The 12,251-nt window shown below is 53.4% G+C and carries 13 protein-coding genes, 1 tRNA gene and 1 pseudogene; 3 read left to right on the forward strand and 12 right to left on the reverse strand.

Annotated elements, in window-relative coordinates:
• The 5 genes and pseudogenes from H8Q75_RS10925 to H8Q75_RS10945 all read right to left on the reverse strand — a co-directional run.
• Window positions 1-531, reverse strand: a pseudogene (locus tag H8Q75_RS10925) (septum site-determining protein MinC); the annotation flags it as partial.
• Window positions 528-1,313 carry a periplasmic protein gene (locus H8Q75_RS10930; protein ID WP_024125040.1) on the reverse strand — a complete coding sequence of 262 codons (786 nt, stop codon included), beginning with the start codon at window positions 1,311-1,313 and terminating at the stop codon, window positions 528-530. The gene H8Q75_RS10930 and the pseudogene H8Q75_RS10925, both read right to left, overlap by 4 nt.
• A gap of 25 nt (window positions 1,314-1,338) precedes the next feature.
• Window positions 1,339-2,187, reverse strand: a complete 849-nt coding sequence (locus H8Q75_RS10935; protein WP_024125039.1) for a Ycf66 family protein — start codon at window positions 2,185-2,187, stop codon at window positions 1,339-1,341.
• Window positions 2,188-2,290: 103 nt separating this feature from the next.
• On the reverse strand, window positions 2,291-2,416 hold the full coding sequence (locus H8Q75_RS10940; RefSeq protein ID WP_164921214.1) for a photosystem II reaction center X protein: 126 nt from the start codon (window positions 2,414-2,416) through the stop codon (window positions 2,291-2,293).
• 94 nt (window positions 2,417-2,510) lie between these two features.
• Entirely contained in the window at window positions 2,511-3,509 is a 999-nt protein-coding gene (locus H8Q75_RS10945; RefSeq protein WP_024125037.1) for a phosphodiester glycosidase family protein, read from the reverse strand.
• A 187-nt stretch (window positions 3,510-3,696) separates the two neighbouring features.
• Here H8Q75_RS10945 and H8Q75_RS10950 point away from each other — a divergent pair, with 187 nt between their 5' ends.
• The 3 genes from H8Q75_RS10950 to H8Q75_RS10960 are packed head-to-tail and all read left to right on the forward strand — an operon-like array spanning window position 3,697 to window position 7,001.
• Entirely contained in the window at window positions 3,697-4,683 is a 987-nt protein-coding gene (locus H8Q75_RS10950; RefSeq protein WP_297041677.1) for a cytochrome c oxidase subunit II, read from the forward strand.
• Window positions 4,684-4,717: 34 nt separating this feature from the next.
• On the forward strand, window positions 4,718-6,376 hold the full coding sequence (gene ctaD / locus H8Q75_RS10955; protein ID WP_024125035.1) for a cytochrome c oxidase subunit I: 1,659 nt from the start codon (window positions 4,718-4,720) through the stop codon (window positions 6,374-6,376).
• A gap of 19 nt (window positions 6,377-6,395) precedes the next feature.
• Window positions 6,396-7,001, forward strand: a complete 606-nt coding sequence (locus H8Q75_RS10960) for a heme-copper oxidase subunit III (RefSeq protein WP_024125034.1) — start codon at window positions 6,396-6,398, stop codon at window positions 6,999-7,001.
• On the opposite strand, the gene H8Q75_RS10965 is transcribed toward H8Q75_RS10960, so the two are convergent.
• The 7 genes from H8Q75_RS10965 to H8Q75_RS10995 all read right to left on the reverse strand — a co-directional run.
• A complete protein-coding gene (locus H8Q75_RS10965) occupies window positions 6,998-7,714 on the reverse strand; it encodes a DUF4079 domain-containing protein (protein WP_297041682.1) in 717 nt (238 codons plus the stop codon). The two genes, H8Q75_RS10960 and H8Q75_RS10965, sit on opposite strands and share 4 nt — an antisense overlap.
• Window positions 7,715-7,755: 41 nt before the next feature.
• The gene (locus H8Q75_RS10970) at window positions 7,756-8,202 is read right to left on the reverse strand and encodes a hypothetical protein (protein WP_297041685.1); all 447 of its coding nucleotides are present in this window, start codon (window positions 8,200-8,202) and stop codon (window positions 7,756-7,758) included.
• Window positions 8,203-8,218: 16 nt separating this feature from the next.
• Window positions 8,219-8,292, reverse strand: a tRNA-Arg gene (locus H8Q75_RS10975).
• Window positions 8,293-8,310: 18 nt separating this feature from the next.
• Window positions 8,311-9,027, reverse strand: coding sequence for an ABC transporter ATP-binding protein (locus tag H8Q75_RS10980; RefSeq protein WP_024125031.1), 717 nt, complete (start codon window positions 9,025-9,027; stop codon window positions 8,311-8,313).
• Between the two features lie 3 nt (window positions 9,028-9,030).
• Complete coding sequence (locus H8Q75_RS10985; RefSeq protein ID WP_225871742.1) at window positions 9,031-9,333, reverse strand: hypothetical protein; 303 nt, start codon at window positions 9,331-9,333, stop codon at window positions 9,031-9,033.
• A gap of 174 nt (window positions 9,334-9,507) precedes the next feature.
• Window positions 9,508-10,329 (reverse strand): nitrate ABC transporter ATP-binding protein, encoded by an 822-nt coding sequence (locus H8Q75_RS10990; protein ID WP_051372890.1) that lies wholly within the window; start codon window positions 10,327-10,329, stop codon window positions 9,508-9,510.
• 74 nt (window positions 10,330-10,403) lie between these two features.
• A partial coding sequence (locus tag H8Q75_RS10995; RefSeq protein WP_297041691.1) for a nitrate ABC transporter ATP-binding protein occupies window positions 10,404-12,251 on the reverse strand: 1,848 nt, incomplete at its 5' end.

The following is a 12,251-nucleotide window of genomic DNA, read 5'->3' on the forward strand; positions in this document are numbered from 1 at the left end:
ATTTACATCGCCAACAATGATCACACTGGCATCATGGTGAATTTCTATTCCTGAGCGCAGAGTGGTTTTCAAGTAGAGGGGATTGGCAGTGGGTTCTGGGTTGCCGTCGATTTCCTTAGCCAGCAAGGGTGGCAGTTCCCCCTGTTGAACGCTGTAGCCAAGGGTAGCAGCGGCGATCGCCGTCTGGCGGCGTCCGGTAATAATTTTGTCCAGTCGCAACTGATGCTCGCTGAGGGCCTCGGCCAACTGTTGCAGCTGTGACTGATCTAAGAGCCGCTGTCCACAGGCACACTCGACAGGTAAGGGCTCTGACCAGAGGTGTTCTTGACCGACGAGGTATAGTTGCAACTGCGGCCACAAATCAATCCAGTCTAAATCGCTAGGCAACGTGAGTCGGTAGCGTCCTTCACAGTGTTCTAAAGTCAGGCCACTGACCAGGGGTGTACTTTGCTCAAGCTCTGGAATTGCGCCAATGCCTGCCGTGCTTTCCGAGCCAGGTTCCTCTACAGGGGTTGACTCCGCCTCACTCATGGTTTTTCCACCCGCAGTCGCTGTGTAATCAAGACCATGCCCGTATCCCGAATTAAGGCTACAGAGACCCAACGGCCACCGGGTTCTTGGGGGGCACGTCCCACCTTAAAAATGCCGCCCGCAGAGAGAAGCTCCAATTTCACTGGGCTGGGATTGGCGTAGGTTTGGGCATTGATGGGCTGATCGCTGGCAGCACCAAGGAGAATCGCATTGCCAATGGGTTCTTGGACAATAGCATCAAGGCTAAATTCCTCGCCGGTACGCACCGTTTGAGGGAGGGAAAGTTGAACCGTGGGCGGTGTTGTACCAATGGTGATGGTGGTTTTCTCGTTGGTAATGTCTTGGCGAATAATTTTGCCGTTGCGGATAACTTGGGTGGCCTGGAGGTTCCCACGAATGTTTTGCGGGCGATCGCTGGTGCCGCCGGTGCCTTCAATGGTGGTACTAATGTCTAGAACCCAGTCACTGCCCTGCTGTTGCCAGCGGTTGACGGTGGTACGGTAGCGGATATCGCGATAGGGTTGCCAAAAAGTGGGCAGTTGTTTGCGCAATATCTCAAGGGTGAGACCATCCCCTGTTTTGAACTCAGGGTCATAGAAGGCCAAGACGCTGTCTAAATTCTTTTGACTGGCTGCCGCATCCAAGCCATTGACCACCGCTTGCACCGATTGCGGCAAGGGAGCCGAGGTGGCTTGCTCTAGGGGAGCTGCCCAAGTCCTCCCTGAAACACCCCCCCAAATTGCTGCCAAGCCAAGGACTGAAACCAGAAGATAGCGACGCATTGTCAACCGCCTTTGCTCCTAGGGTTTATTCATCGTCAAAATTGGCCGAGTTATCCTGCTCATCACTGGGAGGACGATCCAAGGGTTGATAGGGCACATACTCACTGCCATCGGTGGTGCCTTCAGGACGCGGACGGGGAGGACGGCGGCGCGTGGGGCGATCGCTCACTGTTGCTGTTTCTGTGGTAGGTGGTGGGGGACGGCGGCTGGGCTGGCGCGTTGGTGTCGGTGGACGATAGGGTTCATCCACAATCTCATCTGACGGTGATGTTGTCGGTCGAGGACGCCGTGAAGGGGGACGACGTACACTAGGACGGCTGGGGGGTTCAGGACGGGACGGGCTACTGCGCCGCGAGGGTAAACGGCCTACCGGGGGGGTCTCCTCTACATCCTCGTCTTCATAGCGCGATCGCGACACATCGCGGCTACCCCGAATTCGCCGTAAGGGTGGGTACTCCTCTTCCTCCTCCTCGTCGTAGGGTTCCAGTTCCTCTATTTCTGCCCGGTAGGTGTAGCTGCGGCTAACGGGTCGCTCTTCATCCACAATGGGGGTATTCCGCCGTGCCTGCTCTGTGGCCACTCGCCGCAAACGAATACTTTCATAGGCAAAAAAGGCAGCAGTGCCCGTCAGCAGAAACTGGCCAAACAGCAAAATTGGGTCGAGGCGCCATCCCTGGAAAAAGAGAATCCCCCCGCACAGGAGTGCCACTGCGGCAAAGAAAATATCATGATCTCGCGCTAACTCCGGCTGAATCGAGCGCAGGAAATAGAGAAGCGCCCCAGCAACAGCGAGGCCGATTCCCAAAAGACCAGCAGGTCCAAGCCCAACATTAACAATTTGACCAAGGAGAGGGGAGAAGGAAAGATAAGTCATTTAACCCATTGCCTAAAGGGGCAAAATAGAAAACCAGAGTCACGGCTTTATGGCCATGACCCTATTTTAGTGGGAGTGCAAGGCCCACTACTAGGTCTGCTGACTATAAAGAACGCTGCACCTTATCAATCTGACTAATGGCGATCAGAACCGCAAAGGTTAAACCCAAAACCACGGCGCCGGACAATAGGCCAATAAAGAAACCTTTCAGGGAAGGGGTAATGGTCAGCAGGAGGGAGTATGCAGACTGAATCATAGCTTTGCGTGTGCCGGTCAAAGTGAACACTAGGATTTTAACAAAATCTGGTCTTGGTTTTCAGGAATTAGACGGCGTCTCGCCAAGCCCGTAGTCGGGCAAGTAGTCGTTGCTGCAAGGACTTCCAAAACGCCAAGGAAAGGAAGGCTGGGGGGCGATGTCGGGGTACTAAGCCAATGTTGGCGCCAACAGGTCTGAGCGATCGCCCCAGGGCCATCGCTGTTTCGCGAGCCTCCTCTTCAGGATTAATAAACGTGAGGGTGGGAGCAGGTAGCCAACGTGCTAGCTGGCAATAGCGATCGCGGGGATGATTTTTCACTTGCCCCTCCACTACCAAGGTGGCCGACTCACCCCCATCCATTGCCGTTGCCTCCGTTACTCCCTGCTGCAGTAGGAAGTCTTGAAGTTGCAACAAAGAAAGCCCTGGTGAACCACCATTCCCTCGCCCATCGCTGACAACAAAGACATACTCGTTCCCGCGTCTGCCAAGAATTGCCTTTGGGGACGTGCGATCGCTGCCATCAACGGGTAGCTTTCTGCCACCGTCTAAAAGCTGCTGCGAGCCACTGACCACATTAAAGGGCTGCTCTGGCAACCTGCCGCGATAAAACTCAATGCCTCCTTGGGCAGGAAAATTTACAATTCCTGAATAGCCCCCCTCATAGGGACGCACGACTCGACCATTGACAATGTAGGCTCCGAGAACCCCCGCTGGAATAGTGCCTCGACCCCTCAAGCACGTTTGCCGCAGTGCTTGGTAACTAATGCCGTCAGGATGGGACTCCCCCATGATCCATTTTTGGTAGTCCTGAAAAGAGCGCAGGGATTGGGCATTTAGCCAGCGGAAAAAATTGGTATTCATGGCTGCCACAGCGCCTGTACGCCGCGCAAAAGCCGCCGTCGTTTCTAAATAGGTATCTTGGCCACTGGTCGCTGGTTCTGTCATAACCACCCGATACTCGGCCATCGGCGCAGCCACCATATACACCTGCGTTTGATCTACTCTATGGGTCGAGTAGTGTAGACTTGCCAAAGACATCCCAGCCAGGGGAAGGACATTGAGCATTCGTCATCCTCCGGTAAACAATTGCTTGAGTCTACTAGTCCTCAATGACATTGGGAAGGTCTTAATCTGTGCCCAATCTGCCTTAAGCATCATGAATCAATCAACATAAATCTTTAGGTTCTTTTAACCCACATCCTTGGGGAATCTGCCTAGGATCGGGATGGGATTTTCTGGATGCTTTGGCCCCATGGAACAAATACCCGCTTCAATTTGGACACTGACCGCTGGCGTTGTTGTTACCCTGATTAGTTTTTGGGTAGGACATCACCATGGCCTTCTGCCGGAACAGGCCTCTGAGCAGGCTCCCTTGGTGGATACCTTCTTTGACATTATGCTCACAATTGGTACTGCCCTCTTTCTGGTAGTACAGGGTGCCATCATCCTTTTTGTGATTCGCTATCGCCGCCGTGCCGGTGAGGAAGGCGATGGGCTACCCGTGGAGGGCAACCTACCCCTAGAAGCCTTCTGGACAGCAATTCCCGCTTTGATTGTGATCTTCCTTGGCATTTACAGCGTGGATATTTTCCAGCGCATGGGGGGACTGAATCCGGGGGATCATGCGATGCACTCGATGCATGCACCCAAGTCAGGGATGGCGGTTGTTGCCCAAGCCCCCTCGAAGACTACCAGTGATGCAACTGCCCTCTTAGCAGCAGCGCAAACCCCTGAAATTGGCATTGGGGCTAGCCCTGATGTTCAAGGCAAAGCCCCAGACGTAGTAGTGGATGTGACGGGTATGCAGTATGCGTGGATTTTCACCTACCCCGACAGTGGCATTGTCTCCGGCGAATTGCATATCCCAGTCGGCAAGGACGTGCAGTTAAATCTCTCTGCGCGGGATGTCATCCATTCCTTTTGGGTGCCCCAGTTTCGCTTGAAGCAGGATGCGATTCCCGGCGTCCCCACTGAACTGCGCTTTAAGGCCACTAAAGTTGGGACATACCCTGTGGTCTGTGCGGAACTTTGTGGGGGTTACCACGGGGCCATGCGCACTCAGGTGATTGTGCATACCCCAGAGGATTTTGAAACGTGGCGCAATCAAAACCAAGCGATAGCAACGGCTCCAGTAATTCCCTCCCTGAGCGATCGCCATATCCAGGAGATGGGCATAACCCCGCAATTGGTGGCGCAAGTAGAAGCAATGACCCACCACCATTTTCCCGAAAAGCTTTAGGCTTCTTTCGAACTGTTGCATTCTTGAGAGCGTTATGGCGCAAGCACAACTGCCCCTAGATACCCCCTTGTCCCTCCCTGAGCATCCTAAGGCATGGAAGTGGTATGACTACTTCACCTTTAACGTTGATCACAAGGTGATTGGTATTCAATACTTGGTTACTGCCTTTATCTTTTACCTGATTGGCGGTCTGATGGCGGTGGCCATGCGCACGGAGCTGGCTACGGCAGATTCCGACTTCCTCGATCCCAATCTTTACAACGCCTTTCTCACCAACCACGGCACGATCATGATTTTCCTGTGGGTGGTGCCGGCAGCGATTGGCGGCTTTGGCAACTACTTGGTGCCCTTGATGATCGGGGCACGGGATATGGCCTTTCCCCGTTTGAATGCGCTGGCCTTTTGGCTGAACCCACCGGCGGGGGCCTTACTTTTAGCCAGTTTCCTGTTTGGGGGTGCCCAAGCGGGCTGGACCTCCTATCCGCCCTTGAGTACGATCACAGCCACCACTGCCCAGAGTATGTGGATTCTGGCGATCGTCCTTGTGGGCACCTCCTCGATTCTGGGGTCGGTGAATTTCATTGTCACTATCTGGAAGATGAAAGTGCCCAGTATGCGCTGGAATCAGATGCCCCTCTTTTGCTGGGCAATGCTAGCGACCTCTCTGCTGGCTCTAGTCTCAACCCCTGTGCTGGCCGCGGGGCTGATTTTGCTGCTGTTTGATATTAACTTTGGTACCTCGTTTTACAAGCCAGATGCCGGGGGCAATGTCATTATTTACCAGCACCTTTTCTGGTTTTACTCTCACCCAGCGGTCTACCTGATGATTTTGCCGATCTTTGGCATCATGTCCGAGGTGATTCCCGTGCATGCCCGTAAGCCCATCTTTGGCTATCAGGCGATCGCCTACTCCAGTTTGGCCATCTGCTGTGTGGGTCTGTTTGTCTGGGTGCACCACATGTTCACCAGCGGTACACCCCCTTGGATGCGGATGTTCTTTACGATTTCAACCCTAATTGTGGCGGTGCCGACGGGGGTGAAAATCTTCAGCTGGGTGGCCACCCTCTGGGGCGGTAAAATTCGCCTCAACAGTGCTATGCTCTTTGCCATTGGCCTACTGTCAATGTTTGTCTTGGGGGGTCTTAGCGGTGTCACCTTGGGGACTGCCCCCGTGGATATTCACGTCCATGATACCTACTATGTGGTGGCACACTTCCACTATGTGCTTTTTGGCGGTTCTGTGTTTGGTCTCTATGCAGGCATTTACCACTGGTTCCCCAAAATGACCGGACGGCTTCTCGATGAACGCCTAGGGATTCTCCACTTTGTGCTGACGTTCATTGGCACGAACTTAACCTTTTTGCCTATGCATGAGTTGGGGCTGAAGGGGATGCCCCGCCGCGTTGCTATGTACGATCCCCAGTTTGAGCCAATTAACCTGATTTGTACGATAGGTGCCTTTGTCTTGGCCTTCTCAATAATTCCCTTCCTGATTAACATCATTTGGAGCTGGAATAAGGGCAAAGTTGCTGGCGATAACCCTTGGGGCGGTCTCAGCCTAGAGTGGACGACCAGTTCACCGCCGCTGATTGAAAACTGGGAAGTACTGCCCGTGGTTACCAAAGGTCCCTACGACTATGGCATTGAGCGGCGCAGGGAAAGCACCGATGAGGATCATGACGAGGAAGAGTAGGACACTTTAGGAGCAAGCCATGCAAGGTGCTGTTGAGTCTCAAGGGGCGGCCATAGGGGTTGATCATACCCATGAGCACCCTGATTTTCGGGTTTTAGGGTTGCTGGTCTTTCTAATTTCTGAATCCCTGATGTTTGGTGGCCTCTTTGCGGCCTATTTACTGCTGCGGGGCATGAATGAGCAATGGCCACCCGAAGGCACCGAGGTGGAACTTCTTGTGCCCACCATCAACACCCTCATCCTCATCTCTAGTAGCTTTGTTATCCACTACGGCGATATTGCCATCAAAAAGGATGATGTTCGCGGCATGCGCAAATGGTATTGGCTCACGGCGGCGATGGGGGCGGTGTTCCTTGGGGGGCAAGTGTATGAGTATCTCACCCTCGGCTACGGTCTGCGCACTAATGTGTTTGCCAGCTGTTTCTATGTGATGACGGGCTTCCACGGTCTCCATGTTTTTATTGGCATTTTGCTGATTTTGGGGGTGATCTGGCGCTCGCGCCGCCCCGGGCATTACAACGCCCAAAAGCATACGGGAGTGGCTATGGCAGAGATCTATTGGCACTTTGTGGATGTGATCTGGATTATCCTCTTCACACTGCTGTATATCCTGACTCGTTTTTAGGGACAGGTCTTGAACTGGGGCGATCGCGGATCAAAGTTGCACTGATAGACTACGGGTGCTTGCCAACTCAAGGGAATTTCCAAGAGGTCACGGGTCCCTGTAATGCCCTGCAATAAAAAGAGAACCACAGCAAGGGAATTTAAGCCAATATGAATCCGCCGCCACCGGAGCGATCGATCTTGGTAAATCTCTCGCACAATGGCCACAGCAAAAATCATCAGCATTACAGCCGCCAGACCAAAGTAAAAGTGAGAAACCCACCACTCGTCATCGCGGCGAAAGACCCCCGGCTGAAAGGCTAGGATGATCACCCCCATTCCTGAGAGGGTGGCAAAGACAGCACGCCATAGTTTTGATTGAGCGCGATATAGGAGCACTGTTGCTGCAATGGTGACAATAAACATCAGCGCTACGAGGACAACAGAGAGCGGTTGCAGCCTGTTCTGCTCCGCCTGCATCAAGAAGCCCTGAAAGCCAAACACGACTGAATAGGCCAAGGCCACCAATGTGATACCAATGACGCCAGCAGCTAGGAGATTACCCAATTTCACGTGCAAACTGCCGACTGTGGCAGGGATTGAGGTGGTGTCTTTGAGGCGACGCTGCCGGGTTTGCAGGGCAAAGAACGTTGTGATACCAAGCACGGGAAAAACAAATGTGCAGGCCAAGATGGGATGCAACAGCAAAATAATATCTTTGAGGTTGAGAAACATACTGGCTAAGAAGAATTAGTCCAGTTTTTAAGGTAACGAATTTAGGGGCGAGGTAAATCAAAGAACAGCACTTTTGTCAGTAATCCAACAGTAGCCACCAACAGGGTCACTAGGAATCCCCATAACCGCGCATCCGTGCCTGCTTGTCGTTTGGCAATATCCTGTAACGTGGATTCTACTGTATCAATCCGCTGCCCTAACTTGGCCTCGACGGCATTAATCTGTTGTTCCAGTTTGGCCTCGACGGCGTTGATACGTTGCTCAAGCTTGGCCTCGACGGCATTAATCTGTTGTTCCAGTTTGGCCTCGACCGCATCAATTTTGTCCTCAAGCCTTTGGAATTTCTCGTTACTAGTGGCAATGTGAATATCCAGCTTTTTGTCTATGGCTTGGAGGGCAGCCTCCATTGCCTGCAAATTCCCTTGCATCCCTTGGATGGCATCCAAGACTTGGCTCAATTCGGAACGGGTAGCGGGTTCAGTCATCATTCTGACACTTCATTAACGGACGTGGAGGGATTCGAACCCCCGACCCTCGGAACCGGAATCCGATGCTCTAATCCACTGAGCCACACGTCCAGCTCTCTGATCATAGCATTAACCCAGGTAAGCTTGCTGAACCCTTGGATCGCTCAACAGATCTGAGGCCTTGCCACTAAGGGTCATTTGGCCTGCCTCCAGGACATAGCCGCGATCGCCCAATTGTAGGGCAAGGTGAGCATTTTGCTCCACTAGTAGGATTGTCATTCCCTGTTGCCGCAGTTGCGCCAAAATGGCAAAAATTTCCCGCACTAAATTGGGTGCTAAGCCTAAACTGGGTTCATCAAGGAGCAGTAAGCGAGGATGACTCATTAGGGCACGGGCGATCGCTAGCATTTGCTGTTCACCCCCACTGAGGGTTCCTGCCAGTTGGTGTTGCCGCTCCCGTAGTCTGGGAAACCGGTTGAGTTGCTCTTCGAGGTCTTGGGCAATCTGCGCTTCATCTCGACGGCAGTAGGCACCGAGAAGGAGATTGTCCCGTACGGTTTGGCGCGCTAGAACCTGACGCCCCTCTGGACAATGGGCAATGCCCAACCTGACTAATTCATGGGGCGATCGCCCGGCAATAGATTGACCGGCAAAGCGAATAATACCTTCACTGGGAACGAGTTTAGAAATGGCACGCAGGAGGGTGGTTTTGCCAGCACCATTGGCACCCACAAGGGTAATGCACTCCCCGGCTTCAATAGACAGACTCACCTCTCGCAGAGCACAAATGCCACCGTAGTGGACACTCAGGGACTCAATTTCCAAAATGCGAGCTTGAGAACTCATCCCCTAGGCCGTGGTCTGTGATTCTGCTCTGCTGTGGGAGCTGCCCCTTGCCTCTTCCCATTCAGCAATAGCGGCATTTTCTGTTTGGGCAGCAGCACTGGTGACGAGGGCGGTAATTTCTCGAGGAGAGAACCCTTCTTCCATTAGCTCCCTATAAATAGGATGGAGATTGCGTTGCAGTTCTTTGAAGATGGCGCGGGCGCGATCGGTATAGCAAAAGTTTTGGTCAAATAAGCTGGCCATCATCAACCTCGCAAGGGTACTGCCACTATAGCGTAGCTTAGGGACTGGGGGAATTGCGGTCAAGTTGCATTATCCTAAACGGATAGCAGATAAGCACAGTGGCGGTAATAGGCAGTTGTTATCTCCTGCGGGGTTGGACGTTACCTCTCTGCCTGTGGCAGCCTAGGGGTTGCCCAAGCCGTAAGGCAGAAATTTCAATTTTGCGCCATGTTAGGTAGAAAAGAGAGGATTAACCAGCTACTCTGCATCTTCGTCGAGATGATAACGACGATAGAGAAAGTCAAGGGCATCGTTGCGCAGTTGATAGTAGGTGGGATCTTCAAGGATGCGCTCGCGATCGCGCGGACGTGGAAAGGGAATGGTCATGATCTCACCAATTTTGGCAGCGGGGCCATTGGTCATCATTAGGATGCGATCGGCCAAAAAGAGGGCCTCGTCAACATCGTGGGTAATCATTAGCACGGTGCAGCGGTGTTCTTGCCAAATATTCAACAACTCTTCTTGCAATTCCTCTTTGGTGATGGCATCGAGGGCACCGAAGGGTTCATCGAGAATAAGGATCTCTGGCCGAATTGCCAGGGCACGGGCGATCGCCACCCGTTGTTTCATCCCTCCTGATAATTGAGTTGGATATTTATTGGCCGCTTCCGCCAAGCCCACCATTGCCAAGTGTTCGCGGACGATTGCCATCTTTTGTGGACGGGATTTTTCTGGCCAGACAGCATCCACTGCCAGATAAATATTCTCAGCCGCAGTTAACCACGGCAAGAGAGCATAGTTTTGAAACACCACCATGCGATCGGGCCCCGGCTCCTTAATTGGCTGACCCTTGAGGCGTACTTCCCCCGTCGTAGGACGCACAAAGCCCGAGATCATATTGAGTAAGGTGGTTTTGCCGCAGCCAGAGTGGCCAATGACGCAGATAAACTCCCCCGCCTGAACATCGAGGGTAATATCCGTGAGCACAGTGAAAGGTCCACTACGGGTGGGATAGACTTTGCTTACCTGTTCTAGGCGCAAAAAGGATTCCGTAGAGCCTATGGCCACAGCGGTAGTCATGGTTGGGTTGCCGTTGCTAATCATGGATAACTCCGATTACTCCAGAGAGTCTGACATCAGGGTGGATTGGGGACTTAGGCGGCCCGTGACACAGGTAAATTCAGGGGAATCTCGGCCATATAGACCTCATGTTTGATGGTGAGGCTATTAAGATAGCTAATGGGGTCATCCGCATTGAAGGTCGTACCATCAAACAGTTGAATAGGCCCGCTGCGATATTTAATATCCAAAAGTCCCAACTCGCGGGCGGCCGTACTAAAGACACTCACGCGACATACCCGTTCCAGAATCTCTACCCAATTGCGGGGGAAGGGAATCGTACCCCAGCGAGCCATCTGGGTCATCATCCACAGGTGTTCGGTGCGACTGGGACGATTGACACCGTCGCCAAAAAAAAGATGGTGCACTGGCCCACCTTGTTCATTTAGCCCTAGCTCCAAATACTCAGGGTTGGTGGCCACATAGGCTTTGCGGCTGAGGATTTGCTTAATCTCCTCACTGTGGGCAGGATCGGCACAGTAGCGACAGGCATCCAGTAGGGCCTTGACCAAGGCAATGTGGGTATTGGGGTAGGTCATCGCCCAATCTTCTCGCACCCCCAGTACTTTTCCTGGATGCCCAGCCCAAATGTCCATGTCACTGGCAATGGTAAAGCCCAGTCCCTCTTTGGCGGCCCGGAGGTTCCAAGGATCGCCTACACAATAGCCATCAATACTGCCGGCGCGCAGATCCGCCACCATTTGCGCCGGTGGAATTGTTTGCAGGTGGACATCGTGATCGGGGTGAATGCCCCCTGCTGCTAGCCAGTAGCGCAATAGGAGATTGTGCATTGAAGAGGGATGCACCATTCCCAACCGGTGGGGGCGATCGCGCGTTTGTAGCAAGTAGCGGTGAAAGTCACTCAGGGTACGAATCCCCTGCTCGGCAAATTCCTTTTTCAGGGTGATGCCATTGCCATTGCGGCTAAGGGTGAGGGCACTGACCACAGGCAGCGGCTGCTCTTCATGTCCGCCGCAGGTAAACCACACGGGCATCCCCGCCGGCATCTGAGCGGCATCGAGGTAGCCTGCGGCAATCCCATCCACAATGCCCCGCCAACTGCTCTCGCGCACAAGGGACACTTCCTCAAGGCCATGGTGGGCAAAGAACCCCTTTTCATAGGCGATGGCGATTGGAGCACAGGCGGTCAAGGGCACAAAGCCAATTTCCAAATTTATTTTTTCGAGGCCATGGCGGGCGATCGGCGGTTTGCGACGCGCCTGCAACTGCTTCACCCGTTTTTGCTGGTTGAGAAAATAGATGATTTCACTGCGTAGACTGTAGTAACTGGGGTGTTCGACAACGGCCATCCGTTGCCGCGGACGGGGAATATCCACTTCAAGAATGCCGCCAATTTTGGAGCCGGGACCATTAGTGAGCATGACAATCCGATCCGAGAGGAGCACCGCCTCATCCACATCGTGGGTCACCATCACCGCCGTCACCTGCTGGGCTTCGCAGATCTTCATCAATTGTTCCTGCAAATTACCCCGTGTGAGGGCATCCAAGGCACCAAAGGGTTCGTCCAGCAGCAGTAGCTTCGGCTGAATTGCAAGGGCGCGGGCGATCGCCACCCGTTGCTTCTGGCCGCCAGAGAGCATTGTGGGTGGCTTGTGGGCATGGGGGCGCAGCCCCACCAGGTCAATATGGGACTCGACAATTTGCCGCCGTTCAGCAGGAGTCAGGTGAGCAAGCACTTCATCCACTGCTAGGGCAATGTTCTCGCGTACCGAAAGCCACGGCAGCAGCGAGTAGTTTTGAAAGACCACCATGCGATCCGGCCCCGGTTGGCCCACCCGCCGCCCCTCCAAGGTGACCACACCTGAGGTGGGCAAATCTAAACCGGCAATCATATTCAGCAGCGTTGATTTACCACAGCCGGA

The organism is Thermosynechococcus sp. OHK43 (genome assembly GCF_014466085.1).
Taxonomy (GTDB): Bacteria; Cyanobacteriota; Cyanobacteriia; order Thermosynechococcales; family Thermosynechococcaceae; genus Thermosynechococcus.

Excerpts from the sequence above, each read along its gene's own strand:
- H8Q75_RS10930 (WP_024125040.1), bottom strand. The coding sequence starts at position 1,313 with ATGCGTCGCTATCTTCTGGTTTCAGTCCTTGGCTTGGCAGCAATTTGG.
- H8Q75_RS10935 (WP_024125039.1), bottom strand. The coding sequence starts at position 2,187 with ATGACTTATCTTTCCTTCTCCCCTCTCCTTGGTCAAATTGTTAATGTT.
- H8Q75_RS10945 (WP_024125037.1), bottom strand. The coding sequence starts at position 3,509 with ATGCTCAATGTCCTTCCCCTGGCTGGGATGTCTTTGGCAAGTCTACAC.
- H8Q75_RS10950 (WP_297041677.1), top strand. The coding sequence starts at position 3,697 with ATGGAACAAATACCCGCTTCAATTTGGACACTGACCGCTGGCGTTGTT.
- ctaD (WP_024125035.1), top strand. The coding sequence starts at position 4,718 with ATGGCGCAAGCACAACTGCCCCTAGATACCCCCTTGTCCCTCCCTGAG.
- H8Q75_RS10960 (WP_024125034.1), top strand. The coding sequence starts at position 6,396 with ATGCAAGGTGCTGTTGAGTCTCAAGGGGCGGCCATAGGGGTTGATCAT.
- H8Q75_RS10965 (WP_297041682.1), bottom strand. The coding sequence starts at position 7,714 with ATGTTTCTCAACCTCAAAGATATTATTTTGCTGTTGCATCCCATCTTG.
- H8Q75_RS10970 (WP_297041685.1), bottom strand. The coding sequence starts at position 8,202 with ATGATGACTGAACCCGCTACCCGTTCCGAATTGAGCCAAGTCTTGGAT.
- H8Q75_RS10980 (WP_024125031.1), bottom strand. The coding sequence starts at position 9,027 with ATGAGTTCTCAAGCTCGCATTTTGGAAATTGAGTCCCTGAGTGTCCAC.
- H8Q75_RS10990 (WP_051372890.1), bottom strand. The coding sequence starts at position 10,329 with ATGACTACCGCTGTGGCCATAGGCTCTACGGAATCCTTTTTGCGCCTA.